Annotated in this window: 24 protein-coding genes, 1 tRNA gene and 1 riboswitch; of the genes, 14 read left to right on the top strand and 11 right to left on the bottom strand. The window is 49.8% G+C overall.

Annotation, left to right across the window (positions count from 1 at the left end; translation table 11 throughout):
- Positions 1-365: 365 nt before the first annotated feature.
- From guaB to RB297_RS30810, 9 genes are all read left to right on the top strand, one after another.
- Entirely contained in the window at positions 366-1,823 is a 1,458-nt protein-coding gene (guaB, locus tag RB297_RS30770; protein ID WP_375122085.1) for an IMP dehydrogenase, read from the top strand.
- A 152-nt stretch (positions 1,824-1,975) separates the two neighbouring features.
- Positions 1,976-3,394 (top strand): D-alanyl-D-alanine carboxypeptidase family protein, encoded by a 1,419-nt coding sequence (locus RB297_RS30775; protein WP_375122086.1) that lies wholly within the window; start codon positions 1,976-1,978, stop codon positions 3,392-3,394.
- A 164-nt stretch (positions 3,395-3,558) separates the two neighbouring features.
- Positions 3,559-4,440 (top strand): pyridoxal 5'-phosphate synthase lyase subunit PdxS, encoded by an 882-nt coding sequence (gene pdxS / locus RB297_RS30780; RefSeq protein WP_009595550.1) that lies wholly within the window; start codon positions 3,559-3,561, stop codon positions 4,438-4,440.
- Between the two features lie 15 nt (positions 4,441-4,455).
- Positions 4,456-5,043: a pyridoxal 5'-phosphate synthase glutaminase subunit PdxT gene (gene pdxT, locus RB297_RS30785; RefSeq protein WP_096777282.1), complete on the top strand. Its 588-nt coding sequence runs from the start codon at positions 4,456-4,458 to the stop codon at positions 5,041-5,043.
- A 194-nt stretch (positions 5,044-5,237) separates the two neighbouring features.
- Positions 5,238-6,521 (top strand): serine--tRNA ligase, encoded by a 1,284-nt coding sequence (gene serS, locus RB297_RS30790; protein WP_375122087.1) that lies wholly within the window; start codon positions 5,238-5,240, stop codon positions 6,519-6,521.
- A 72-nt stretch (positions 6,522-6,593) separates the two neighbouring features.
- Positions 6,594-6,682 (top strand) — tRNA-Ser (locus RB297_RS30795).
- Between the two features lie 176 nt (positions 6,683-6,858).
- A complete protein-coding gene (locus RB297_RS30800; protein ID WP_375122088.1) occupies positions 6,859-7,200 on the top strand; it encodes a hypothetical protein in 342 nt (113 codons plus the stop codon).
- 104 nt (positions 7,201-7,304) lie between these two features.
- Positions 7,305-7,454, top strand: coding sequence for a hypothetical protein (locus RB297_RS30805; protein WP_009595549.1), 150 nt, complete (start codon positions 7,305-7,307; stop codon positions 7,452-7,454).
- A 306-nt stretch (positions 7,455-7,760) separates the two neighbouring features.
- Positions 7,761-8,846 carry a hypothetical protein gene (locus RB297_RS30810; protein WP_096777283.1) on the top strand — a complete coding sequence of 362 codons (1,086 nt, stop codon included), beginning with the start codon at positions 7,761-7,763 and terminating at the stop codon, positions 8,844-8,846.
- 77 nt (positions 8,847-8,923) lie between these two features.
- Here the strand turns inward: RB297_RS30810 and tadA are convergent, their stop codons facing one another.
- Complete coding sequence (tadA, locus tag RB297_RS30815; RefSeq protein WP_096777284.1) at positions 8,924-9,418, bottom strand: tRNA adenosine(34) deaminase TadA; 495 nt, start codon at positions 9,416-9,418, stop codon at positions 8,924-8,926.
- Between the two features lie 361 nt (positions 9,419-9,779).
- Between tadA and RB297_RS30820 the strand changes: the two genes are divergently transcribed.
- Positions 9,780-12,074, top strand: a complete 2,295-nt coding sequence (locus RB297_RS30820; RefSeq protein ID WP_096777285.1) for an ATP-binding protein — start codon at positions 9,780-9,782, stop codon at positions 12,072-12,074.
- 34 nt (positions 12,075-12,108) lie between these two features.
- Positions 12,109-12,810, top strand: a complete 702-nt coding sequence (gene rluF, locus RB297_RS30825; protein WP_036662880.1) for a 23S rRNA pseudouridine(2604) synthase RluF — start codon at positions 12,109-12,111, stop codon at positions 12,808-12,810.
- Positions 12,811-12,934: 124 nt separating this feature from the next.
- On the opposite strand, the gene motB is transcribed toward rluF, so the two are convergent.
- On the bottom strand, positions 12,935-13,741 hold the full coding sequence (gene motB, locus RB297_RS30830) for a flagellar motor protein MotB (protein WP_009595545.1): 807 nt from the start codon (positions 13,739-13,741) through the stop codon (positions 12,935-12,937).
- On the bottom strand, positions 13,725-14,525 hold the full coding sequence (gene motA, locus RB297_RS30835; protein WP_009595558.1) for a flagellar motor stator protein MotA: 801 nt from the start codon (positions 14,523-14,525) through the stop codon (positions 13,725-13,727). The genes motB and motA overlap by 17 nt, the downstream gene beginning before the upstream one ends.
- Positions 14,526-14,716: 191 nt before the next feature.
- Between motA and RB297_RS30840 the strand changes: the two genes are divergently transcribed.
- Both RB297_RS30840 and RB297_RS30845 read left to right on the top strand, forming a co-directional pair.
- The gene (locus RB297_RS30840; protein WP_009595521.1) at positions 14,717-15,010 is read left to right on the top strand and encodes a hypothetical protein; all 294 of its coding nucleotides are present in this window, start codon (positions 14,717-14,719) and stop codon (positions 15,008-15,010) included.
- 107 nt (positions 15,011-15,117) lie between these two features.
- Positions 15,118-15,432 (top strand): 4a-hydroxytetrahydrobiopterin dehydratase, encoded by a 315-nt coding sequence (locus RB297_RS30845; protein WP_009595556.1) that lies wholly within the window; start codon positions 15,118-15,120, stop codon positions 15,430-15,432.
- 100 nt (positions 15,433-15,532) lie between these two features.
- Here the strand turns inward: RB297_RS30845 and RB297_RS30850 are convergent, their stop codons facing one another.
- The 5 genes from RB297_RS30850 to RB297_RS30870 all read right to left on the bottom strand — a co-directional run bounded on the left by RB297_RS30850 (position 15,533) and on the right by RB297_RS30870 (position 20,848).
- Positions 15,533-15,889 (bottom strand): c-type cytochrome, encoded by a 357-nt coding sequence (locus RB297_RS30850; protein WP_096777305.1) that lies wholly within the window; start codon positions 15,887-15,889, stop codon positions 15,533-15,535.
- Between the two features lie 161 nt (positions 15,890-16,050).
- Entirely contained in the window at positions 16,051-16,551 is a 501-nt protein-coding gene (locus RB297_RS30855) for a GNAT family N-acetyltransferase (RefSeq protein WP_012818350.1), read from the bottom strand.
- A gap of 506 nt (positions 16,552-17,057) precedes the next feature.
- On the bottom strand, positions 17,058-17,531 hold the full coding sequence (locus tag RB297_RS30860; protein ID WP_012818351.1) for a C40 family peptidase: 474 nt from the start codon (positions 17,529-17,531) through the stop codon (positions 17,058-17,060).
- Between the two features lie 4 nt (positions 17,532-17,535).
- Positions 17,536-17,671: riboswitch (cyclic di-AMP (ydaO/yuaA leader) on the bottom strand.
- 346 nt (positions 17,672-18,017) lie between these two features.
- Positions 18,018-18,845: a hypothetical protein gene (locus tag RB297_RS30865; RefSeq protein ID WP_036662875.1), complete on the bottom strand. Its 828-nt coding sequence runs from the start codon at positions 18,843-18,845 to the stop codon at positions 18,018-18,020.
- An 11-nt stretch (positions 18,846-18,856) separates the two neighbouring features.
- Positions 18,857-20,848, bottom strand: coding sequence for a M1 family metallopeptidase (locus tag RB297_RS30870; RefSeq protein WP_012818353.1), 1,992 nt, complete (start codon positions 20,846-20,848; stop codon positions 18,857-18,859).
- A gap of 147 nt (positions 20,849-20,995) precedes the next feature.
- On the opposite strand from RB297_RS30870, the gene RB297_RS30875 reads away from it, so the two are divergent.
- Positions 20,996-21,514 (top strand): YwhD family protein, encoded by a 519-nt coding sequence (locus tag RB297_RS30875; RefSeq protein WP_009595531.1) that lies wholly within the window; start codon positions 20,996-20,998, stop codon positions 21,512-21,514.
- A gap of 91 nt (positions 21,515-21,605) precedes the next feature.
- On the opposite strand, the gene RB297_RS30880 is transcribed toward RB297_RS30875, so the two are convergent.
- The 3 genes from RB297_RS30880 to RB297_RS30890 all read right to left on the bottom strand — a co-directional run bounded on the left by RB297_RS30880 (position 21,606) and on the right by RB297_RS30890 (position 25,608).
- Positions 21,606-22,775 (bottom strand): stalk domain-containing protein, encoded by a 1,170-nt coding sequence (locus RB297_RS30880; protein ID WP_375122089.1) that lies wholly within the window; start codon positions 22,773-22,775, stop codon positions 21,606-21,608.
- 181 nt (positions 22,776-22,956) lie between these two features.
- Positions 22,957-25,224, bottom strand: coding sequence for a heavy metal translocating P-type ATPase (locus RB297_RS30885; RefSeq protein ID WP_375122090.1), 2,268 nt, complete (start codon positions 25,222-25,224; stop codon positions 22,957-22,959).
- Positions 25,225-25,608 carry an ArsR/SmtB family transcription factor gene (locus RB297_RS30890; protein WP_096777290.1) on the bottom strand — a complete coding sequence of 128 codons (384 nt, stop codon included), beginning with the start codon at positions 25,606-25,608 and terminating at the stop codon, positions 25,225-25,227.
- Between the last annotated feature and the right edge of the window lie 165 nt (positions 25,609-25,773).

Below are 25,773 nucleotides of genomic sequence, written 5' to 3' on the forward strand. Positions count from 1 at the left end.
CGTGACGTGGATTTCTGAATTCTGGACTATCTCGAGCCGGCTTGGGTGATACTAAACGACAGTCATGCATCGTCTCCGTGATAATGCCTAAAGGGATGCAATATGGCAGGTCAATCTTAAACGTGGATAAGTCTCCATTTAATAGAAGAAAGCTGTCCGTTTGTCCACTCCAAAGAGACAGGACAACGCGCTGGATGGATACTTGCGAACTTCAGGAAATGGGCCAATTCAATCCTTGACAGCCTATGGGCCCTTTGCTAAGATGGCAATAATATATTTCTGAAAATACTTGAAAATGCCGTCCGGTCCAGCTCTGACAGTAGTTGTAGTCCGCAGGAAGACGACAAAAAGGAGGAATAACCCAGGTGTGGGAATATAAGTTTAGCAAGGAAGGCTTCACTTTTGACGATGTATTGTTGGTTCCTAGAAAATCCGAGGTACTTCCAAAAGAAGTGGATGTTAGCACCAAATTGAGCGAGCACGTGAAATTGAACATCCCGCTCATCAGTGCAGGTATGGACACCGTTACGGAAGCTCCTTTGGCAATTGCCATTGCTAGAGAAGGCGGAATCGGCATTATTCATAAAAATATGACGGTTGAACAACAGGCGGAAGAAGTAGATCGGGTGAAGCGCTCGGAAAGCGGAGTCATCACGAATCCATTCTCGCTTCATGCCGATCATCTTGTATCCGACGCTGAGAAACTCATGGGCAAATTCCGGATTTCCGGGGTTCCGATCGTGGATGAGAACAATAAGCTGATCGGGATTTTGACGAATCGTGATCTTCGTTTTGTTCATGATTACAATACGGTTATCAGCGAAGTGATGACCAGCGAGAACCTGGTTACCGCTCCGGTTGGAACGACCCTTCAGGATGCCGAAATGATTCTGCAGAAGCATAAAATCGAGAAGCTGCCTTTGGTGGACGAGGATAATGTTCTTAAAGGACTTATCACGATTAAAGACATTGAGAAAGCGATTCAGTTCCCTAGAGCAGCGAAGGACGCTCAGGGCCGCCTGCTTGTAGGTGCAGCGATCGGAATCTCCAAAGATACCTTCGAAAGAGCAGAAGCGCTTGTGAAAGCCGGTGTAGACGTCATAACCGTTGACTCCGCTCACGGGCATCACATCAATATTATTGATTCCGTACGCAAACTGCGCGAATTGTATCCCGATCTGACCATTATCGCCGGTAATGTGGCTACAGGCGAAGGTACGCGAGAGCTTATCGAAGCCGGTGCATCCGTCGTTAAAGTGGGAATCGGTCCTGGATCCATCTGTACGACCCGCGTTATTGCCGGGATTGGCGTACCGCAAATCACAGCCATTTATGACTGCGCAACGGTTGCTAAAGAGTACGGCGTGCCGATTATCGCAGATGGCGGTATCAAATACTCCGGGGAAATTACAAAAGCCATCGCAGCCGGCGCTAGTGCCGTTATGCTGGGCAGCATGTTTGCAGGGACGGAAGAAAGCCCAGGCGAAGCCGAGATCTACCAAGGACGCCGTTTCAAGGCTTATCGGGGCATGGGTTCCCTTGCTGCCATGAAACAAGGCAGTAAAGACCGTTATTTCCAAGACGATGACAAGAAATTGGTACCGGAAGGCATCGAGGGCCGTGTAGCTTATAAAGGGCCATTGGCAGATACCATCCATCAGTTGATCGGTGGATTGCGTTCCGGCATGGGGTATTGCGGAACGCAAAACCTGGAGGAACTGCGGAATGATACCCAATTTATCCGCATTTCCGGGGCTGGTCTCCGCGAGAGCCATCCGCATGATATTCAAATCACCAAAGAAGCGCCTAACTATTCCTTGTAATTCACGGAAAAGAATAAGGATACACAGTATATGTCATTTATTTCCTGGACAAGCTGGATGAAATTCATCTAGCTTGTCTTTTTTTGATACCCCCCCTATGATAGAATAGAACAAGTTAATGACTTATTGAGAATTAGAGGGGAGTAATTCCATTGATAGACAAGTCTATAAAGAAGAATAAGCGACAACGAATTCAAAGAACGCTGGCATCCTTGATGCTCTTTAATATACTATGTTTCTCTGCTGCGCCTGCGGTTTCGCTGGCTGCGCCTAATATGCTGGCTACAGCGGATACAACCAAAGCTACGGAAGACAAAGCGGCAACGGACAAGGCTGCTACGAATAATACGAAGCCGGACAAAGTGCCATCGGTCGATCAGCTGGGCTTGGAAGTGAGCTCTGCCGTCTTGATCGAGCCATCTACGGGCCAGGTGCTGTTATCCATAAATGCGGATGAAGCATTGCCGCCGGCAAGCATGACGAAGATGATGACGGAATATATCGTGGCAGAGAAGGTAAAACAAGGCGAGTTAGCTTGGGATGACGTAGTCACGGTAGGGGAAAATGCTGAAAAAACCGTGGGCTCACGGATATTTTTAGCTGAAGGCGACCAACATACAGTGGAAGAGCTCTACATAGCCATGGCTGTCGGCTCGGCGAATGATGCAACGGTAGCATTGGCTGAACATATTGCTGGTTCCGAAGCAGAGTTTGTTACCATGATGAACGATACGGCGAAAAAGATGGGATTGAAGACCGCTTTCTTCATTAATTCGACAGGCCTTAGCCGTGCAGATATGCCTGAGAAATACCGTCCTGCAGAAGATAAAGAAACCGTAATGTCGGCAATGGATACTGCATTACTTGCCAAGTATATCGTTGAGGATCATCCTGACTTTGCGAGATTTACAGCCATTCAATCGCATAAATTCCGGCCGCGCGATACGAGTCCGATCATCAACTACAACTGGATGCTGGAGGCCAACAAAAGCATTACGAACTTCAAGGCCTATGCTTACGAAGGTTTGGACGGTTTGAAAACCGGTCATACCAATGCGGCGGGTTATTGCTTTGCCGGTACCGCTGAGCGTGACGGCATGCGTTTGATCAGCGTGGTTATGGGAACGAAATCCGAAGGGGCTCGCTTTAAGGAAACCAAAAAAGTCCTGGATTACGGCTTTGACAACTTCGAAGTGAAGGAAGTCCAAGCAGCCGGAGCAACCGTGCAAGGATTTGAAACCGTCGAAGTGAAGAAGGGCAAAGGTAAGGAAGCTGGGCTGGTGACCGATAAAGCCCTCACATTTGTTGTGCCTAAAGGTTCTAGCGGAAAGAACATTACCTTTGAAGCCAAACTGGATTCTTCCAGCATGACGGCGCCTGTCGCCAAGGATACGAAGGTGGGTACGGCAACCTACTCATACAAAATCGAAGGCATGAAGGAAACCCAGACCGAAACGGTGAATCTTATCACGGCAGACGAAGTAGAGAAGGCCGGCTGGTTCAAGCTGTTCCTCCGTGCGATCGGTGACTTTTTCGCGGATTTGTTTGATTCCATCAAAAATCTTTTCTAAGGACCCGATAAATTCCGAGTAAATGGGTTGTGTATTTGATTTTGATGCGGTAAAATATCAAGTTAGATTCATTGCAAGTATGCACCATACGGGTACAGACCATATCGCCATGGAATGCTCTAAATGGCGATGAGATACAACATATAATCGGGAGGCTAGGGGACATGGAAACAGGAACATCTACTGTAAAAAGAGGTATGGCGGAAATGCAAAAAGGCGGCGTCATTATGGACGTCATGAATGCGGAACAAGCGAAAATCGCTGAAGCTGCCGGTGCTACGGCAGTTATGGCGCTGGAGCGCGTTCCTTCCGATATTCGCGCTGCTGGGGGAGTAGCACGTATGGCTGACCCAACCATCGTTGAGGAAGTCATGAAGGTCGTATCCATTCCAGTTATGGCCAAAGCTCGTATCGGTCATTACGTTGAAGCGAAAGTGCTTGAATCTCTCGGCGTGGATTACCTCGATGAGAGTGAAGTGCTGACGCCTGCGGATGAAGTGTTCCACATCGACAAATGGGATTTCACCGTACCGTTCGTATGCGGCGCGAAAGATATCGGTGAGGCGTTGCGTCGCATCGGCGAGGGTGCATCCATGATCCGCACGAAGGGCGAGCCGGGAACCGGCAATATCGTGGAAGCTGTTCGCCATATGCGTTTGATCAACAGCCAAATTCGCAAGGTTCGCAACATGTCGAAGGACGAACTGTATGCCGAAGCCAAAAACCTCGGTGTTTCCTATGACCTCCTGAAAGGCGTTCACGAGACGGGCAAGCTGCCTGTCGTTAACTTTGCCGCCGGTGGCGTGGCCACCCCTGCGGATGCCGCATTGATGATGCATCTGGGCGCTGACGGCGTTTTTGTAGGATCCGGTATTTTCAAATCCGATAACCCTGAGAAATTTGCTCGTGCGATCGTGGAAGCGACAACGCATTATGATGATTATAAATTGATTGCTGAAGTCTCCAAGAACCTGGGTGCTCCAATGAAAGGCATCGAGATATCCAAGCTTAGTCCGGCTGAGCGCATGCAGGATCGCGGCTGGTAAGAGAGAAGGGGTAACATGAAGGTCGGCGTACTGGCACTTCAGGGTGCCGTTGCAGAGCATATCCGAAGCATTACGCTTGCTGGCGCCGAAGGGGTGCCCATCAAGAAGGTCGAGCAGCTGGACGACATTGACGGCTTGATTATCCCTGGCGGTGAGAGCACGACGATTGGCAAGCTGATGCGCAAGTATGATTTTATGGATGCGATTCGTCAGTTTTCAGCCCAAGGCAAACCGATATTCGGAACCTGTGCCGGACTGATCGTGCTGGCCGAGCGAATTCAAGGCGACGAAGAAGCGCATTTGAAGCTGATGGACATCACGGTGGCGCGGAACGCGTTCGGACGACAGCGTGAAAGTTTCGAGACCGATTTGCCGGTGAAGGGCATCGATGAAACGGTGCGAGCCGTCTTCATCCGCGCTCCGCTCATTCTGGAAGTGGGACCGGGCGTTGAGGTTCTGTCCACGTATAAGGATGAGATCGTTACAGCCAGACAAGGCCATCTGCTTGCGGCTTCCTATCATCCGGAGCTGACAGACGATTACCGGCTCCATCAATATTTTGTGGAGATGGTTCGTTCCCGAGCGACGGCGCCACAGGCGTAACGTAATAGTTTCAGTAGAAGACATCTTGACTCTTTGGCAGTATGTGGGAGTCAAGTTGTCTTTTTCGCTGAAATGCAATAAGATGTATCGTATGTAACAACGTATAATGCAGCCTTGTCCCAAGGCTTTTTATCAACAGGTAGGGCAGCTGCTTCGATATACTTGATGGATGTTTTACTTTAGGAGGGTTTCCCGTGTTAGACGTAAAAATATTGCGCAGCGAGTACAGTCGTGTTGAAGAAGCGCTGAAGAATCGAGGCAAATCGCTCGATTTGATTGCGGATTTTCCTAAGCTTGACGCCCGGCGCCGGGAATTGCTGCAGGAAAGCGAAAGTTTGAAGAATCGCCGCAACACCGTGTCGGCTGAAGTAGCCAAGCTGAAGAAAAATCGCGAAAATGCAGATGAGCTGATTCTGGAGATGCGCCAAGTGTCAGACCAGATTAAAGCAATGGATGAGGAAGTTCGTGAGCTGGAAGCCAGCATATCCGAGCTTACTTTGGCGATTCCGAATATTCCCCACGAAAGTGTGCCGATCGGCGCCTCGGAGGAGGAGAACGTGGAAATTCGCCGCTGGGCGGAGCCTAAAGCTTTCGATTTCGAACCTAAGGCTCACTGGGAGATTGCCCAGAACCTGAGTATTTTGGACTTTGAAGCAGGCGCGAAGGTTACGGGTTCCCGATTTACGTTCTACAAAGGTCTGGGTGCACGGCTTGAGCGTGCCTTAATCAGTTTCATGATGGATCTGCACAGCGACAAACACGGCTATGAGGAAATGCTGCCTCCATATATCGTCAACCGGGACAGCTTGTACGGAACGGGACAACTGCCTAAATTCGAAGAGGATTTATTCAAAATTAGCGATACCGACTATTACCTGATCCCAACGGCTGAGGTTCCTGTAACGAACTACCATCGTGAGGAAATCCTAAATAGCGAGGATCTGCCTAAATATTACGTCGCATACAGCTCCTGTTTCCGTTCGGAAGCCGGTGCCGCAGGACGCGACACTCGGGGACTTATTCGTCAGCATCAGTTCAATAAGGTCGAAATGGTGAAGATTGTGCATCCGGAAACATCGTTTGATGAGCTCGAGAAAATGACGGCGGATGCGGAGCGAGTGCTCCAGCTGTTGAATCTCCCATATCGCGTCATGACGCTATGTACCGGGGATATGGGCTTCGGCTCCATGAAAACCTATGATCTGGAAGTATGGCTTCCGGAGAGCGGCGTATACCGTGAAATCTCTTCCTGCTCGAATATTGGAGATTTCCAGGCACGCCGTGCCAATATTCGTTTCCGTCCGGAGCCGAAGAGCAAGCCGGAGTTTGTTCACACCTTGAATGGTTCCGGGCTCGCGGTAGGGCGTACGGTTGCAGCCATTCTGGAGAATTATCAGCAGGCCGACGGCTCCGTTGTCATTCCGGAAGTGCTTCGCACTTACATGGGGAATGTTAGCATCATCGAACCTAAGAAATAAGTTGATAACATAGGTTGACTTGTGGTATAATGATTTTTGCACGTGATTCATTTGCAGTGATCATTTCCACATGGAGAGGTACCGAAGCGGTCATAACGGGGCGGTCTTGAAAACCGTTAGGGGGCAACTCCACATGGGTTCGAATCCCATCCTCTCCGCCATACATATACAAATGCAAGCCGTTTCCTTAGGGGAACGGTTTTTTTATGGTCTTTATGTCTTTTTTACCAGAGGAGAAATGCATAGAAGGTTCAGATCTAAGCACTTTATGCTTGGGGGACCTGCTGTATAAAACAGCGCCTGTTATCGCAATTTATAGAGAAGGGGAGGTGTGAACATGAACTCAGAACTGAATGTCGATCAATCTACGCTGGTCAATGCTTGGCAGGAAAGGCTGCCGACCATACTCAAACCGGGGGATCGTGCAGAAGTGGCAGCAGACGAAGGAGATCCGAACGCCATCCGCATTCACATTGGCGCAGCAGGTCGTCAGGAGTATTCGTTTGATTTTCAATGCACCTATGTGGATTCCCGGGAAGTGGAGGTCGCTCTGATCGATGTAGAGCGTGATGGCGCGACGACGGATGAGCGCAATGAGAACATACAAGGCATGGTGGGCGATTATACGCGTCATATTCATGAGTGTGCTCAAACGCTGCAGCAAATCACGCATCACTAAGTTCCATGAATGAATGTGAAAGCTGTGATGCTCCTTTCAGACCGAAGCATCAAGGCCGTTTGCGTAGAACAAACGCTGTGATCCATGAAATGGAGGGCTATCAGATGAGTAAACCAAAGTCGATTCCGGTGCCTGAAGCACAGGAACAACCGAGGCAGCGGAAGGACCATGACCGGGGCGGCCAGGAGCCGCTGTCAGGCTCGCACAGAGCGAAGATCCGCAAGCAGGATGGCCATTACAATCCGGAGGGCTAACAGCCTTTAGGAGCAAAATACGAAGGCGCCAAAAATCAAGACTCGAGAGAACTTCCTGACATTCGACAGGAAGTTCTTTTTTCGATTTGAAACCTTTTGCTTCCAACTTCCGTATTAGTGTTCAAGTGTAATATGTTGGGGCCCCACCTTATTCGCATGTTAAGAAGTTTGAAATTAAGATGGATGGAAAAAGAAAGGAAATAAAATTTCAGCAAATATTCCAGAAAGTGTTTCTCATTTTGGTTAAATGGTTTATGATTAGAAGGTCTGTTATTTTTTTGACTGTTAGAGGGGAGAGAAATTTTAATGAACAAGAAGTTTGCAGCTATCATGCTGACACTGCTGCTCACGGTGACAGTTGTGCTTTCCGGCTGCGCGAAAAAAGAAGAGCCTAAGGCGGCAATGACCAATGCTGCTACGAACGCGATGAAGATGACATCCTACGAAATGAAGAGCAAATTTGTCATTGAAGACCTTCAAGTTAACATACCTGCAGTTGAAGGCGATCCAAGCGTAACACAGGCGATGACGATGCTGAAGAATGCGGAGGTTACACTGGACGGGATCTACCAGGCTGAGCCAATGCAAACCGAAATGAACATGGGCATCAATTTGAAGGGTGACATGGCGATGTCCTTCAACATTGATATGGTAATGACGAAAGAGAAAATCTACGTTAAAGTGCCAAGCATTCCTATGCTGCCGTTCCCGGAAGACGTTGTTGGCAAATTCCTCGTGATGGACATGAAAGAGCTTGCTGAGCAATCCGGCGAAACATTTAACCCAGAAACCCTGGATACCGAGAAGTCCCAAAAATTCGTTAACGAAATCCTTGAAGCTGTGCTGAGCGAATATGACCAAGCGAAATACTTCAAAGAGATCAATGTTAAAGATGCCGGCCTTCCAGAAGGTGTTGACGCTAAACAAGTGGTACAATTCTTTGTAACCAATGATAACCTGAATGAAGCATTGGATATTATGGTAAACAAGGTTGCACCTAAGGTTGTTGATATTGCAGCTAAAGACGAGTACCGCGAATTGCTGGGTCTGACCCAAGAAGACATCGATGCTGCCAAAGCTGAAGTGTCCAACGTCAACCAAGACGAATTCAAAGCGGGCTTGGAAGAAATGCAGAAATACCTGAAAATCAATACATTTAACATCAACACGGCTATCGATAAAAAAGATTTCCCTGCGTACCAAGATGTTGTGTTGAACGTTGATTTCAATGATCCAGAAACGAATGAGAACGTGAAGTTGGCTGTGAAGGGTAGCACCCAATACAACAACATCAACGCGAAACAAGAGTTCAAAATCGGTATTCCAAAAGACGCTGACGTCATCACGATGGAGCAATTTGAGGAATCCATGAGCCAAATGAGCACTTACTAATTTTATTCATCGCAGACAAGAAAACCCGGCCATGACGGCCGGGTTTTCTGTGTTCATTCCTCTTTCGGTACATCAAATCATATTTTCCCGCGTAAACGCCGAAAGAACTGAGTCAGCAACGATGCGCATTCTTCCTGCAGCACGCCGTCCACCACGTGCGTCCGATGATTAAAGCGCGGCTCTTGAAGCAGATTCATCAGTGTGCCCGCACAGCCTGCCTTGGGATCGCTTGTGCCGTAGATGAGCTGCGGAACCCGGGACTGAACGATGGCACCTGCACACATGGGACAAGGCTCCAGCGTCACGTATAATCGACAGTCGAGCAGCCGCCAGGCTCCAAGATGCCGGCTGGCCTCCCGGATCGCTACCATCTCGGCATGAGCCGTCCCATCGTAAGTCGTTTCACGCAGATTATATCCACGGCCAATAATGTCATCGCCCCGTACGATGACAGCGCCAATAGGAACTTCACCGAGCTCTTCGGCCTTCCGGGCTTCCGCGATGGCTTCTCGCATCCAGCGTTCATGATTTTCGTTATCCACAGCCAGTGGGTCTATTGAATGTGATATCAATCTAAAGTCTCCTTTCGCTGCCTGCTAAAACCCTGTATTTATACCCAATGTTCAACGAACATTTATTCGTTTGTTAACATGATGTGGACAGAATTGTGGATAAGTAAAAAATTATACACAAAGTTATACACATTATCCCCAGATAAGTTGTGTATTTGTGCGCAATCTGTGGATACGTCGTTTTATTTATCGGGATTAGCCTCTTATATTGTAAGGATTCCCTAATTCAATAGCAATGCGATTGCGGAAAAAACCCGTCAGCCGCAATACGGCTTGTCTTTTCAAACGTTCGTGATCAAGGTATCATGAGGGTATATATTCACAAGTCGTCGATGTGACAGCAGAAAGGTGAAGATGCCACTTGTCGATTAAGACGAAATTATCGATGATCATGTCCATATCGGTATTATTTATCCTTCTGCTTAACATTACGCTGAATTATTACACGACCCAGGAAAACCTGCAGCAGGATAGTGAAACCAAAATGGTAATGGCCGCCACGCAAATCGCCATTACGGTTCAGCAAACCGGCTTTAGCTCTGCGTATGTGGATAACATTTTCGGGGATATGCTGAAGGTAGCAGCAGTTAATGCGGCAAAGGCCTTAGATCCCGATATTAACAATATAACCAATCAGCAATTGGCCGAATTAAGTAAAGAGATCGGTGTGACCCACATTTCGCTGCTGGTTCGAACCAACGATGATATCGTTGTTGCCCGTTCCTCCTCCCAAGACGAAATCGGCCTTTCCACAAAAAACTGGGGGTATTGGCATACCGCATTTCTGGAATTGTTCCAGCATGGCAAAGTCGTGTCCGTTACGGAGGGGCAGCGGTCCGAGCATTTCTGGTCCGGACCGTTCGAGTTCTCCACATCCAATCCGGAGTTCATTGATAAATGGGGATACTATTATGATGGCAAGCGGAATTATATTATCGATCCCTACATCCGGAATTCGAATATCAAGGATTTTGTGAAGATCACAAGCCCGAACACCGTGGTGGAGGAGACTTTGAAATCGAATCCGCGGATATTGGAAGTGACGGGCATCAACCCCGAAACGTTTGGCAATGAATATATGAGAGAGGATGGAACGGACGATGTTCACCACAAGCTCCGCAATCGACCGATCACGTTCGGCACCTACAATTATGGGAGCCTGGATCAAGATACGGAAGCTGTGCAGAGGGCCGTATCTACCAGCGACAATGTGGTGTTTGTCAGCACCATCAATAATAAGAAGGTGTTAAAAAGCTTCATTCCCATCCTGTCCGAAAATAAACCGACCAGCGTGATCAGCGTCGTCATGGATTATGAAGCCATCTCTTCCGTGATGAGGGAGCAGATGATCAGTCTGGTGGCTATTTCACTGGTTTTGCTCGAAATCGTGATTTTTGGCAGTTACATTGTAGCGGGTTATTTTACGAAGCCGATTCAGGCCATCCTGGGCACCGTAAACGATGTATCGGATGGTCACTTCGATCGTAGACTTGAGGTTAGCAGCCGGGACGAGCTGGGGCAGCTTGCAGGCCGCATCAATGCCATGACCCGCAATCTGGGTACCTACACGAGCCAGTTGAAGCAGATGGTGGATGAGAACCAGTCCGTTAAAGAATATTTAGAGTCCGTTATCAATCAGACGGCCGATGCCATTCATACAACAGACACTTATGAACGCGTGATCAGCGTGAATAAAGCGTTTGAGCAATTATACGGCTGGAAGGCGCACGAAGTGGTCGGGCGGAAGCTTGCGCTTGTGCCTCCGGCCAAAGAGGAAGAGGAGAAGGAACGCATCCGTCGTTTGCGGGCTGGTGAGCGGCTTCCGCCGGTGGAGACGGTCCGTCTGCGCAAGGATGGAAGCACGATTGAAGTGAGCATCAGCACCTCGCTTGTGCGGGACGAGAACGGCGAGGTTACCTCCATGATTAGCGTATCCCGCGATGTGACGGAACGCAATCGGATCGAGGAGCTCCTGCGGCGTTCGGAGAAGCTCAATACCGTGGGGCAGCTGGCTGCCGGGGTTGCGCATGAAATCCGGAATCCGCTTACGACCCTCCGAGGATTTTTGCAGCTTCAACAACAGACTCACAAAGCGAATCCCGATCATATCGACCTGATGCTGTCCGAGCTGGATCGAATCAATCTGATCGTCAGTGAATTTCTGATATTAGCCAAGCCTCAGGCGATTAATTTCCAGGAGAGGGACGTGGGCGTCATTATGGGGGATGTCATCTCCTTCCTTGACAGCCAGGCGCATTTGTACGGCATCGAGTTCAAATTGGATTTTATTGAAGAACCGACCTTTGTGCATTGCGAAGAGAACCAGCTCAAACAGGTGTTCATAAATCTGCTCAAGAATGCCATTGAAGCCATGCCGGAAGGCGGCAATATATGGATTAGGCTTACACGCCCGCAGGCCGAACAGATACAGATCGATATTCGGGATGAAGGTCAAGGCATTCCGGAAGACATGATGCCGCATCTTGGCGAACCGTTTATTACGAATAAGGAAACGGGCACAGGACTCGGGTTGATGGTAAGCCAGCGCATTATTCAGGGCCACCGGGGGACGATGGAAATCGAGAGTGAAGTTGGCGTAGGCACGAGGGTAAGTATTGTCCTGCCTGCGGTACCGCAGAAAACAATCGAAGGCTGAACATGAAGTAGTTACAGATAAGGGGATGGCATCTTTGAGAATCAATAAATTTATAAGCGAAACGGGATATTGCTCGCGTCGTGAAGCGGACAAGCTGGTGGAGAGCGGGAAGGTCACCATTAACGGGGTGGTTGCGGTCTTGGGCAGCCAGGCCGAGGAAGGCGACGATGTGCGGATCCAGGGAAAGCCGCTTCAGGACAAGAAGAAGCATGTATATATTGCTCTTAATAAGCCGGTCGGGATTACGAGCACCACCGAGTCGCATATTAAGGGCAATATTGTAGACTTCGTAGGCCATAACGAACGGGTTTTTCCCATTGGACGATTGGATAAGGACTCCGAAGGACTGATCCTGTTAACGAATGACGGAGATATCGTCAATAAGATCCTTCGCTCCGAAGGAAAACATGAGAAAGAATATATTGTGACGGTGGACCGTCCGGTTACGGAATCCTTCCTTCGCGGAATGGCCGGCGGCGTCAAAATTTTGGGGGAAATGACGCTCCCCTGTGAGGTCACGCGAATGTCCGAACGCGTATTTCGAATCATTCTGACGGAGGGGAAAAATCGGCAAATCCGCAGAATGTGCAGCGCTTTTGGTTATGAGGTTCGAAAGCTGCAGCGAATCCGGATTATGAATATTCGACTTGGCAGCCAACGTATCGGCTCATGGCGCGATCTTAATGACAAAGAGAAGGAAGAGCTTGGCCGGCTGCTGAACTATAAGCTCGAGTAGCAATTATAGTGTACCGGGTTTGTGAAACCCTTGTGTAAAAAGAAAACAACCGATGAGATCTGGAGGCCAGATGCATCGGTTGTTTAGGGTGTGTTATAGTCGGTTAGACCGTTCATTATACCGGTTATTCATTAACGCTGGTAAACGTTGCGCTATCCTGGTATTTACGTATGATGGATACCTCAACCCTACGGTTCTTCGCTCGTCCAACAGCGGTGTTGTTATCGGCGATCGGATGGTATTCTCCATAACCGATCGGCATGAACCGTTTAGGGTCCAGTTCCGAGTTGGTGAGCAGAATCTTCATGAACTGCAATGCCCGATCCGAGCTTAAATCCCAGTTGGACGGATATTTGCTGTTGGAAATCGGCACATTATCCGTATGACCGGAAACAATGATCTCATAATCCGGGAATTTGTGAAGCATTTGCGATATGGCCTTGGCCAGTTTACGGGCCTCCGGCTTCACCACGGCTTCGCCGGACGGGAACAGGGCATTATCCCGGATCGTAATGACCAGCTGGGAGTGGTTTAACTTGGTGCTGAGCTCTGAGGTTAAACCGTTATTTTTAATATAATTATCGAGCTGTTTCTTCAGCTTCTCCAGATCCTCTTGTTCCTGACGCATCAACTCGGCACGACGTTGGTCGGGCGTTGTTGCTGGAACGGAAGGGGTTGTCGCTTTATGATCGTTAATATTAGGCGGGGTGTCGCTGGGCTCGGTCTTGCTGTAATCCAGCACGCCGGTTCCGCCGGTGAGAGCAACGCTGAAGGCTTCGCTCATTTCTTGAAATTTGCGTGCATCCGTCGCGCTCATGGCATACAAAACCAGGAACAGGGCCAGAAGCAATGTCAGCAGGTCTGCGTACGGAAGAAGCCAGGATTCGTCGGCATGCTCCTCGTGCGGCTCGTGTCTAGTCTTTTTGCTCACTAGCACCAGCCTCCCTCTCGCTGAGCTCAGCGCGTTCGGATGGTGTCAGGAACACGGAGAGCTTCTGATTGATTGCAATGGTGGATACACCGGATTGAATGGACAGCAGGCCTTCTACCATCATCAGTCGAATTTCAACCTCGCGCTTGGATAGGCGCTTGAGTTTGTTCGCAATCGGGTGACAGATGACATAACCGGTGAAGATACCGAGCAGGGTAGCAATAAACGCAGCCCCGATGGCATGGGCAAGCTCGCCCATGTCTTCCATATGGGATAGTGCAGCGATCAAACCGATAACGGCTCCGAGTACTCCGAGGGAAGGTGCATACATGCCGGCCTGGGAGAAGATCAGCGAGCCGGAACGATGGCGCTCTTCCGTGGCGTTGATATCTTCCATCAATACATCGCGTACGAATTCCTGATCGTTGCCGTCGATAATCATGCGCATTCCGTTACGCAGGAAGCTGTCATCGATCTCATCGACTTTGGTTTCCAGAGCTAGCAGACCTTCACGGCGCGTAATCGAAGCCCATTCCATGAACAGCTTGATCATGTCCGTCTTGTCCATCAGATTCTGTTTCACGAAGGTCATTTTGACCAGCTTCGGAATCTTTTTCAGCTCGGATAACGGAAACCCGATGAATAAAGTTGCTGCCGTACCGCCAAGAATGATTAGATAGGCTGCCGGGTTATACAAAGCGAGAAGGGAGGCACCTTTAAGAATCATGCCCACCAGTACCGCGACGATACCGATGATTAAGCCTATAATTGTTGAAATTTCCATACCACACCTCATCCGTGAGAAATAAAATAACGAATCCATTCGTCAGAACGGCTCTCATGGAGAACCGGGCCCCTTTTGTGGGGCGTTATCCTATTTATCGTCAGGTCGGGCTTTTTTTTTTAGTTGTAATTTCCGGTATAATGGAAGGAAGGGAAACGAAGCTTAGTACGGTAAGGAAAGGAGTGATTGAGATGGGTGTGAAGCACGGAAGGGATTACGGCGAAATCCTCGCGGAATTGACCGAAGCCGTCGGGCGAATTTCCGACAGCTACGTTTTCTTTGAAATGGAAGCGGAGGATTGGGGCAATCTGGGCGAAGCCGAGCGGAATGAGGTTCATGAGGCGCTGGCGGAGGATTTGTTCTATGCGCTGGGCACGGAGCCGGTGATTAGCGTCGGCAGCGGCGTGGTCATGCATGACCAGAATAACCATCGAATACATATTTTGATCGGTGAAGAAGAGTTGGCCTTTGTGGCTCTTGTGTAATCACTCCAGTTATCAACGGAAACAGGGCAGAATAGAATAGATGACAGAAGCCCATACATGTGTCAGTCGGCTTTACGATAGGTTTTTTTCGGGGAGGAAGATAAAAGATGCTTTATACGCAGCAAGAAGTAGAGGCTCATCTGGAAAAGCTTGAGGGTTGGGAATTTGAACAAGGGAGATGGATCGTCAGGAAGTATACCTTCTCCTCCTTCATGAAGGGAATCGCTTTTGTTGATGAAGTGGCAGCTATTTCGGAAGCTTTCGGACATCACCCCTATATCACCATAGATTATAAAGTCGTTACGCTGCGTCTCACTTCCTGGGACGACGGCGGCATTACGGCTGTGGATATTAAGGAAGCGCAGCAGTTTAACGAGGCCTACGAGAAAAGCCGTTCCAAGGACGGCAAATCAGGACAATAGACGGGAGACGGATCCATCCGGTCATAGCTCCCCAATATGTAAAAACACGCTTGCGCCAGGAGGTTCTCCAGGTTCAAGCGTGTTTTGCGTATAAGCTGATTTATTTTTTCTCAGCAAGGTACAGCGCGATGTTTGCGATTTCGTCAGGCTTAAGTTGATCCTTAAAGGAAGGCATACCCTTACGGCCTTTGGTTACAACGTTGAAGATCGCGTCCGCATCCATGTGTCCGCCTACTTGATTCAAAGCCGGTCCAGCGCCGCCTTGAAGTTGGTCACCATGACAGCTGATGCAGCTTGCTTTCAGTGTGGCTTCGGCTGCGGCAGCATCCAGAGTCACTTCCGGCATAGTCGGCTTCTCTTCCTGAGCTACCTGTTCCTTGCCTGGGAGCGTAAACATCAGCGCAATAGCCAACGCACATGCGACGAAGAACAATCCGCTCATGATCCATTTTTGCATCGTCATATCGTCCCTTCTATGTATACTGCACTTTTGCACTTGTCTCCATTATAAACCAACATCCATAGACAGCATAGCCAGTTGTGACAAAAAAAGCAACTATACCGCGCGCCTTCATAAAAAGTACACAAAATTGTGCTTTTTCATATAGACAAAGATTACTATTCCTCATTTGCCGGAGGCTCATACACCATGCAGTGGAAAAGGGCGTTTCCCGTCGGTGTAAGGCGCTCGTACGTATCGGTGATATGAAAGCCCGCCTTTTCGTATGCACGGATCGCGCGCTCATTCCAGGTCATTACCTCCAGGTCGATCTCATCGGCAGGCCGCCTCCGCCTCGCTTCCCGGACAATCGTCTGCATAAACCGTTTACCCATTCCCCGCCCGCACCAATCAGGCCGCATGCCCAGCCCGATCCGCGTAACCTCATGCATCGGAAACAGCTGGGCAAATCCCCATAGCGTCTTCCGTTCATCCAAAATCGAAATGTACTGTTCCCGGCGGATGTCCGGATCCCCAAACTCGATCTCAAGCCCCTTCATCTGCTCCCAGGGAAGAAAACCGTAAATGTTATAGGGAGGAGGATAGGTCCAGGCGCATATTTCTTTCGCGTGCTCTTCACGCATGACCACCGTATGAAATGAAATCGGTGCTGCATCCATTGGCAAAGTCCCCCTGTCATAATTACAAATTAAATTATACCCCATTTCTCAAACATTCTAGCCGCATTCAAAAAGCCCGTCCAAGAGAAGTAGGTCTCCTTTGACGGGCAAACGGATATGTATGGGCAGGACGAGGATAAGACATCGAAGCTTAGGAGGATTCTCCGGTCGACTTTTCATACTGATCATTGCTCATGATGCGTTCGGCATCTACGTATCGCTGCTCGTAGTAGTCCTCAGAAAATAAAATCAATATTTTTCCATTAGGGTGTTTAATGAAGGGAGAGGAGGGTATATAAAGGGTAGAAGATGCAATGACTTGAGGAAGCGAAGAGAATTTGCATAATAATTTTCTTTTTTTCTCGAAAAGTGGGAACTTTTTCGTTGTCCCAAACGTTATAAAGGTATACACAGAGCAGACAAAAGAAAAAGCCGCTGGATGAGATCGGCACAATCTCATACGCCCAGGGCTTCTTGTAAAGGATAAATCAATGAAGTTCCAATAATTAATTGTAGTTCACAGCTACAGACTTGTACGTAGACTGACTCATGACTCGCTTAGCACCTACGTATCGATTGGCGTAATAGCTCTGGCTCAGCGGACTAATGATGACACCGCGCGAGGATGAGGAATGAGCGAATTTGCCGCCCCCAACATAAATACCCACATGAGATACACCTCTGCCGGATGTGTTGAAGAACACGAGATCGCCAGCTTTCAGCTTGCTCTTGGCTACGGCCGTACCGACTTTGTATTGAGCTCCAGACGTGCGCGGCAGGCTTAGACCAAGTTTCTTGTAGATATAGCTGGTGAATCCGGAGCAGTCAAAACCATTCGTTGTGGTTCCACCTGTTTTATAAGAGACACCAATGGCTGGTTTGATTGCAGTATTTAATTTGGAATCGGCGAAAGCGCTTCCGGTCCCTAATGTGAGTGCGAGGGCCAGGCCTAGAGAAATGGCCGTTAACTTCTTTTTCAAAACAAAAAGCTCCTTCCATTGCCTGCGAGGTTAGCTTAAGGGTTCGGTTGAAGGTCCCCTATGATCCCTCTCTTGCGAGATCAATTCACCCAAAACGGATCCCCCGCTTCCCAATCATGGGAATTCGGCTCCTTAAAATGTTGATGAACCCATTCATTGACGTCTGACGTTCCAACATGCTTAACGAAATTACATAGTTCCAGCAAAAAGTTACAGTAAAGATGACAAAGTTGTTACTAACATATTCGTTATTTTAGCAGAGTATTAACAATTTGGCAAATGAGGAAAGCTCATTTTTATACAAAAAAACCTGTCCCCATCATGCGGGATCAGGTTTTTTTGTAATTTGGCCATCGGAAAATGTAATATTGAGGAAAAATGAGCTTCTATTCTTTGTAAAATCAAGTCCGAGAGAGAAATGTGTCGCTTCCGATTACAGCATATTTACGAGCTTGTTTATCATATGATGGTAACGAAATGTAACGATTAGGCATGCTGCGAGGAAGAATCCCGCCACAAATGGTATTGGGCGGAAATTACCCAAATTTGGAAGAGTCCATTCAGAAAATAAGAGGCTTGCTGAATAATCAAGCCAATCAATCCCGCCCAGAAGAGCGATGCCGAGCTTAGGAGCAAAAGAATGACGCAGGCCGATCCGCCAACGGTAAGGGATAACAGCACAGCCGTGCCCAGTCGGCGGAAGAGCGCAAGAACGGAGCTGATCATGCCGGAATTGTCCGTACGGCCGAATTGCATATAGAGCAATAACAGGCGAATCAGATAGGCGTACAGAAACCATCCGGCTGCATGAGGCAGCGCATGAAGCAGCAGAACCGGCTCATGGATCCCGTTCAGCAGAATCGGAAGGATTTTGGGCAGAATCCAGTATCCGGGCACAAAGGTAAGAACAAGTTCGATCAGATAAAATACCGTAACGGGCTTCCATAGCTTCTGCATGCCGGTGAAGAAGAATAATCCGCGCTCGCCCTTGGCCTCCTGGTGGAGGTTATAGAAGATGCCTGCCCGAATGAGCGGGGTACATACCATCCGGATCAGGAGCAGAGCGGCCAGAAGCCAACCATAGGTATGGACCGTGCCGCTTAACGATAGACTCATCTCGCCCTCGTAGAAGAATAACAGGCGGCTAAGCTCGTTAGGGGCAGAATCCGGATACCGCATCAGCAGGGGGACGACTGCCGATTTTACAAGCCGGTACAGGCAATATCCCCACAGCATGCGGTACAAGAACAGCAGAATGGAGACGTATAATTGGTCTTTAACACTGATCCACCCTTGGCCTGCATAACTTTTCATGTGCTCCCCCCTCACCATGACAGGCTGCCGAACAACGTCTCCACAAGCTTGGTAATACTGAGATTCCAGCGTGTGACCACCTTCGGATCCATTCCTGCCTTCATATAGTTATTGATGTGTCTATTCTCCAGAACGATGGAGTATTTCGGATCAACCATGGCCCAGGCGAGCGGGGTGCTGTACTCCAGGGTGTACGTAACTTTTCCGTCCTTGCCGCTCCAGGTTCGCTCCACCGTTTTGCCGTCTTCAAAGGCGAACACGATAGGCACATCGGTTATATCTCCGTCCTTGCTCGTAATCTTGACCGTGGATTCATACCGCGGATGGTCTGACGTGCCTTTATTTTTGGTTTTGATCACATCGATGGCGACGTCGGCCATTTGGCTTCCATATACATATTGGTCAAAATACGATTGCCAGGAGGTTTTGCTTACTTGCTCGACGACTTTCTGAAAATCAGACGTGGTTGGGTGCTTGAAACGGTATTTCTGGGCATAGGTATGCATGATTTTCCCCATCATCTGTGGACCGACCTGCCGTTCAATGCCTTGCAGCACCAGCTTGCCTCTCGTGTAAACATTCAGCGCGTAGTTCTCGTGTGAGCTGTATTTCCAGGACTCCATCTTCAGCGGGGCAGGGGAGGTAATCGATGCTCCTTGAGCAGCGGTGTTGGAGGTAATGCCGTATTCTTTCTCCATCACTCTTTCTTCTGCATAGGTTGCAAAGGCCTCGTCCAGCCACGCTTCCTCAAATTCGTTGCTTGCGATCATTCCGTAAAAATATTGGTGGGCGATCTCGTGAATGACGGTCCGTTCGAGCTCATAACCCGGCGAATCGTTCTTGGCCCCGAAGGCCGTGACCAGCGTCGGGTATTCCATGCCGCCTGCACCGTTGCCCGACTCCGGCGGGACGACGATGGACAACGTGGAATAAGGATAGGTTCCGTACCATTTACCAAACGAAGCCAGTGCCGACTTGGCGGCATCAAAGTAACGGTCCTTCAGGTCTTTATGGGCCGGATCGAGATACAGCTTGATGCGGACGCCCGGCACGCCCGGTGCCGAGAAGGCCTCCTCGGCCGTGACAAAGTTGGGCGAGGCCGACCAGGCAAAATCATGCACATCATCGGCATAGAATTGATAAATTTTTTCCCCGTTCGACTTTTGGGCAGGCTTGGTCGGGAATCCGGTCGCGGCGACAATGTAATTCTCGGGCACCCGGATGCGAACGCTGTAAATGCCGAAGTTGGAGTAGAACTCGGAGTTGCCGTGGTATTGATGAAGATTCCATCCTTCCTCGGCTCTTCCGCGAAGTCCGGCCGGTTCATAGACCGATACTTTAGGAAACCATTGGCCAGCCATAATAAAATTCTCGGTGGTACCCATGCGCGCGAATATTTTGGGAAGCTCGACTTCAAATTCCATGTGAATGGTGATGCTCTCCCCGCCCTTGATGGGTTTGGGCAATCTTAGTTTGACAAGGCTGTGATCCTTGATGTTCCCGTCATCGGGTTGGACGAATTGAAGGCGATGGGTAAGGGCCAGTCCTTCCGTCGTTTTCACATTGGTAATGGTCATGGAGCCGTACCCGTCGTCCGGCATGGGGTCGGAACGAAGCCTGCCGCCCGATTCCTTCATAAAGGTCGTTTCATCGGAAGCAAAGGCATTGGGATACAGATGAAAGTACAGCTCGTTTACGCTTTTTTTGCCTGGGTGAGTCCAAGTGAGTGTCTGCTTTCCCTTAAGCTTGTTCTCCTCAGGCTCGTACCGAACATCCATGTGATATTCCACCAGCCGGTCGCTTAGGGCCGGAGCGGGAGTATCAGGCTGCACCTTAGGCGGTGAGAGCGGGGCCTTCTCCACGGCAGAGGCAGAGGGCTTGCCCGCATTTGGGGCAAGGACAGACGCTGAGGACCCTGGATTCAGAAATATCGGCATCGATCCTGCAAGCAAACCAAGGGCAAGCAGGGATGATAGAAAGACTTTGGCACGTGGTGGGACCATATCGAACAACCTCCCGTTGACAAGCATCTAGTGCATGTATATGTTTGCTTTTGGGGGATTATTAGTTAAAATAAAATTATTGGGACATGGTTATCAATTTAGCGGCTGATACGTGAGAATCGGCTCTGATATAGGAGGTCGGCAGCAGTGGAGAACGAAGATCAGAAGCAGGGTGCGAAGAAACCCATTGCGTTGAATATTATCAATAGCAAGAGTAAGCATAAGGGGTTTGGATCCGGCTCCATCGATCTGAACAGTTTGTCGCCTGTCATCATCGACAATGGCGAGGCGCGAGTGGATATTGGAGCCATGCATGCAAAGAGCAAGGTGGAGAAGGGCATCCGTTTCAGCATGAACCGGGATGAAGTGCCCAACGGACGCCAGGTGTGGATCGTGTGGGTAGCTGTAGACCGTACCGCGGAAGGACAGCATTATGCAGGCATGACCGCGTGCGAAATGTGGATCGACCATGAAGCCCGGCGCGGCTGGAAAATCCTCGCCGACCATGTGAATAAAATGGATGCGGCGATGAAGCGCAAGATTATTCTGGATGGGCTTGGCGACGTGGAGAAGAAAGCGCTGCGCGAACTGCTGATCTCCCGTAACGAGGAATGGTGGAATGCCTCGCCGGAGGAGTTTAGAGAAGCTCTTCAAACAGCGGAATGATACCATAAATAAGCATTTTTCTAGATGCGGACATAGGAAAGACCGGTAGGATTCGTGAATGAATCCGCCGGTCTTTTTGTGATTGTTACGGTTAGAATGGAAGGGCGTAGGTCAGCTTTTTCTTTATATCAAGAAACGGATTTTCGTATTGAAGCTTCAGCTTGCCGCCGGCATATCCGTCATACGTAAGGCCGTCTCCGATGAAACCCACTTCGTTTGGCGGCATCTCCTCAATAGCCTTGATGCTCTCCTCGTCCAAAAGATCGGGATAGATAAGTTCTGCGGACTTGCCTGTCGGTTCAACAATATACAGGGTTGCCTTCGTATAAGGACGGACGAGCAGGAAGTCCTGTTCGATTGCTTCCACAATAAAATGATCGTCAACACCGGTGAGGGCGGCCAGATCGTAGGTTTTTACCGTTTTGCCCATCGGATGAACCAGCTCTAGCGTACTGCCATTCATCATGGCAACTTTGCCTTTGTAGCTGAGTTGGTCCGGACGGTAGTTGATCCCGGCAAAATTGGTGTGATTCGTTTTGGAAAGCTTCAGAATTTTCATGTCCTGAATGAGCACCCGATATCTTCCTTCATGGATATGGGGTTCCCCGTAATAATTGGACAAGTCGACGACATAGGTATTGCTGTTGATGCGATGTGCGTTCAAGCCCACTTGATCGATATCCTCGATCGGGAGAATGCCGACTTTCGTTGGCGTCGTTCCGGCTTTCCCCATGGACAGCATACCGGTCTCGCGATTTACCCAGAACAGCATATTGGCCTTGGAGGCATAAGCATATTGGGACCAGGAATCAAAGGTGGTTCGAAGTCCGGATTTGCTGTCGTACTTCAACTGAATGCCGAAACCTTTGGTAATCAGGCTGGCGGGAACATAAGTCACGCCTTTCTTCACAACCGGAGCCGCCTCAAGCTTCAGAGCGGTACCCTTGGCATTGACGGCGCGCGAATTTCCAATAATCACACGAACAGACTGGGTCGGGCTGTTAATGTACAGCTCGTTCTTTCCAGGGATCGTCAGCTGCAGCTGCAGCTGTTCGGAAACTTCCTTCAGCGGAATGAACACGACGCCTTTATTCGTATAAGGTTTATGCTTCACATCGAGCGTGCTCCAGGCTGCCTTGCTCTGCGATGTGGAGGCCGCTGCCGCATGGGCAGGAATGGTTACGAGCGATGAGGATGTAAGCATTAAAGACAATGCTATGGATGCGGTACCTGCTAGTTTGATGATCTGTACGGATTTCATGTCTTTCCTCCTTCTGGTTTTCACTCCCGCCTATATAAACGACTAAATAATGGGAAATGTTTCATCAAATCAAAAAAATCATGTAAAAAATGATATATGCGATGAAGCAAAGCTGAGGGGAGAGGGAGCGTCCGAACCTAAAAAACCGGAGCTGCCCAGAAGGGACGCAGCTCCGGTTATGTCAATGTCCTGTTTGCAGTTCCTGATCCTTGCCAAGCAGAATGGTGAGACCCAGCAGGGTAACGATAATGGTGGCCCCCATGTCCGATATGATCGCGATCCATAGGGTCAGCCAGCCCGGAATCGTTAGCAGCAGAGCGATGGCCTTCAGCGACAAGGAAAGTCCGATGTTCCATTTAATAATCCGGTTGACTCGTCTTGCCGTCTTGATGGCCCCGGGCAGCTTACCAAGGTGATCCTGCATCAATACGATGTCGGCGGTTTCGATGGCGCTGTCCGTTCCTTTTCCCATTGCGATGCCCAGATCGGCAGCGGCCAATGCAGGGGCGTCGTTAATGCCATCGCCGACCATGCCGGTCTTTTTGCGGGAGCTAAGCTCCTTGATTTTGGCAACCTTCTGTTCCGGCAGCAGGCTTGCGAACACCCGCGATACGCCGGATTGTTTCGCGATCGCCTGCGCCGACTGCTCATGGTCGCCCGTCAGCATCACCGTATCCGCGATTCCAGCCTCGTGAAGCTTGCGGACAACGGTTGCGGTCTCCGGCCTGATCTCATCGGCAAGACCGAATTGACCTAATACGCGCTCCTCGCTTACGGCGGCAACGATCGTGTACCCCTGGGCCTTCATTCTCCGAATGTCATCCTCAACGGCACGGATATGATCTTGAGGGCCGTTCACATGCTTCAGCACTTCCTCGCTGCCCACCCAGAACAGCTTCCCTCCGATTTCAGCCCGAATGCCTTCACCCGGCAGCACCGTTATCTGTCGCGGTTCATTAAACATGCATTGCGGCTGCTTGATCTCCAGATGTTTCATGACGGCTTTGGCCAACGGATGGAGAGAGGACTGCTCCAGCGCGCCTACCACGGCATAAAATTTATCTTCATCATATACGGTTTCCGCGTAGACGGCCGGCTCGCCCTTGGTCAGGGTTCCCGTCTTGTCGAAAGCGACGGCTTCCAGGCGTCCGAGCTGCTCCAGATGGACTCCGCCTTTAATTAGAATGCCGTTGCGTGCCGCGCGGGTCATCCCGCTAACCAGCGCTATCGGGGAAGAGAGCACAAGCGAGCAAGGACACCCGACAATGAGAATGGACAGCCCCTGGTAGACCCAGGTCATCCAGGGCTGATTCAGCAGCAACGGAGGAATCAGCGCGACAGCCAATGCGATGATCATAATGGCTGGCGTATAGTATTTAGCAAATTTATCGATGAATAGCTCCGTCGGCGTCTTGCTGTCCTGCGCCTCCTGCACAAGATGCATGATCTTGGCCAGGGAGGAATCCTGATAAGCCTTCGATATGGCGATATAGAGCACGCCGTCGGTACTTACGCTGCCGCCAAATACGGCGTCGCCCTCCCGTTTCGTAACAGGCACCGATTCTCCGGTTATGGCAGCTTCGTTCACCGCGCCGGTTCCCTGGGTTATGGCTCCGTCCGAAGGAATTTTCTCGCCAGGTCTTACCCGGACAACGTCTCCGGGAGAGAGGCTCTCGATCGGCACGCGTTTGGTTTGGCCGTCTACCCAAAGCTCGGCTTCCTTCGGCGCTGCGGCCAGCAGCGCTTCCATGGATTGGCGGGCACGGTTCATGCCGTAGCCTTCCAGCAGCTCATTGAGGCCGAACAGAATGGCAACGAGCGTGGCTTCCCGCCACTCCCCGATGATGACGGCACCTACGAGCGCAACGGTCATCAGGGTATCCATATTGAATTTGAAGCGGGTCAGGTTACGCAGTCCGCGCAAAAACGTCGTATACCCGCTCAATATCATGGCACCAGCATATAATGCGATCACAACCGACTCGGCGGCTTTCCCTTCTAATAGAAAAGTCAGCAGATAAAACGCAGCCGAGATGGACAGCAGCCACTTCATTTTTCGTTCGCTGCCATGGCTGTGTTCATGTCCATGTTCATGTCCATGGCTTTGTCCGTGGTCGTGTTCATCTGACGGACCATGAGCGTGCGGCGAAGAGGCGGGCCGAACATCAGCGCCGGCAGCCGAATGGGCTGTTTGGGGAGCGTAAACGATTCGGGCTCCATCACTTTTCAAAATGGTTTCTACCCGGTTTAGGTTCACCTGGGGAGAAAGGGTCAGCTTTCCGCTGTTATAACTCAGCCGGGCGTCGCCTCCATGGTCGAGCTTCTGGATCTCCTCCTGCATTTCACGGGTGCAGTTCGGGCACGAGAGGCCCTGGACCTTGTATTCAACAAGTTTGCTGCCACCTGCTTCAGGAGATGTTTTGGATTGCTGATGGTTGTCCGTGCTCATCTACACCCTCTCCTTCTGGTGCTCCAGCGTCATATGAAGCAAAGTCCGGATATGGTCGTCTTTTAGCGAATAGTATACATTCTTGCCCGCCTTGCGCGATTTGGCGATATTCTTGTTCTTCAGCGTGCGCAAATGATGGGAGGCTGTTGCGGTGGAGCTTCCGAGAACTTCAGCCACGTCGCAAACGCATAACTCGCCGCCGCGGTCCAGCATATAGGCTACCTTGACCCGCGTCGGGTCGGCCAGCGCCTTGAAGATCTCGGCCATGCCGAGCATATCATCGTCCGAAACCGTTTCTTTTAACAAAGCAACCCTCTCGGTTGAAGGACATTCCGTTTCACACAGCTCCAGAGCCACGTCCTCTCTCATTGTTCGGACATTCATAAGATCAACCTCCTTGAAATAGGAGCAATTAGTGCTCTTTATTCTATATATTCAAACGTTGATTTGATTGTTAGTCATAATATACCCGATTTACACATGATATTCAAACGAATATTTGATTGTTCACAAGCTTTTCACAGCGCAGGTTATGATCCGGCGAGTCCT

This window comes from Paenibacillus sp. CR_12 (assembly GCF_041953985.1).
Lineage (GTDB): Bacteria > Bacillota > Bacilli > Paenibacillales > Paenibacillaceae > Paenibacillus_AQ > Paenibacillus_AQ lautus_A.

Excerpts from the sequence above, each read along its gene's own strand:
- RB297_RS30810 (WP_096777283.1), top strand. The coding sequence starts at position 7,761 with ATGAACAAGAAGTTTGCAGCTATCATGCTGACACTGCTGCTCACGGTG.
- RB297_RS30870 (WP_012818353.1), bottom strand. The coding sequence starts at position 20,848 with ATGGTCCCACCACGTGCCAAAGTCTTTCTATCATCCCTGCTTGCCCTT.
- motA (WP_009595558.1), bottom strand. The coding sequence starts at position 14,525 with ATGGAAATTTCAACAATTATAGGCTTAATCATCGGTATCGTCGCGGTA.
- RB297_RS30855 (WP_012818350.1), bottom strand. The coding sequence starts at position 16,551 with ATGGATGCAGCACCGATTTCATTTCATACGGTGGTCATGCGTGAAGAG.
- RB297_RS30805 (WP_009595549.1), top strand. The coding sequence starts at position 7,305 with ATGAGTAAACCAAAGTCGATTCCGGTGCCTGAAGCACAGGAACAACCG.
- RB297_RS30885 (WP_375122090.1), bottom strand. The coding sequence starts at position 25,224 with ATGAGCACGGACAACCATCAGCAATCCAAAACATCTCCTGAAGCAGGT.
- RB297_RS30880 (WP_375122089.1), bottom strand. The coding sequence starts at position 22,775 with ATGAAATCCGTACAGATCATCAAACTAGCAGGTACCGCATCCATAGCA.
- pdxT (WP_096777282.1), top strand. The coding sequence starts at position 4,456 with ATGAAGGTCGGCGTACTGGCACTTCAGGGTGCCGTTGCAGAGCATATC.
- RB297_RS30845 (WP_009595556.1), top strand. The coding sequence starts at position 15,118 with ATGCTTTATACGCAGCAAGAAGTAGAGGCTCATCTGGAAAAGCTTGAG.
- pdxS (WP_009595550.1), top strand. The coding sequence starts at position 3,559 with ATGGAAACAGGAACATCTACTGTAAAAAGAGGTATGGCGGAAATGCAA.
- RB297_RS30865 (WP_036662875.1), bottom strand. The coding sequence starts at position 18,845 with ATGAAAAGTTATGCAGGCCAAGGGTGGATCAGTGTTAAAGACCAATTA.
- RB297_RS30840 (WP_009595521.1), top strand. The coding sequence starts at position 14,717 with ATGGGTGTGAAGCACGGAAGGGATTACGGCGAAATCCTCGCGGAATTG.
- RB297_RS30850 (WP_096777305.1), bottom strand. The coding sequence starts at position 15,889 with ATGCAAAAATGGATCATGAGCGGATTGTTCTTCGTCGCATGTGCGTTG.
- RB297_RS30890 (WP_096777290.1), bottom strand. The coding sequence starts at position 25,608 with ATGAATGTCCGAACAATGAGAGAGGACGTGGCTCTGGAGCTGTGTGAA.
- RB297_RS30800 (WP_375122088.1), top strand. The coding sequence starts at position 6,859 with ATGAACTCAGAACTGAATGTCGATCAATCTACGCTGGTCAATGCTTGG.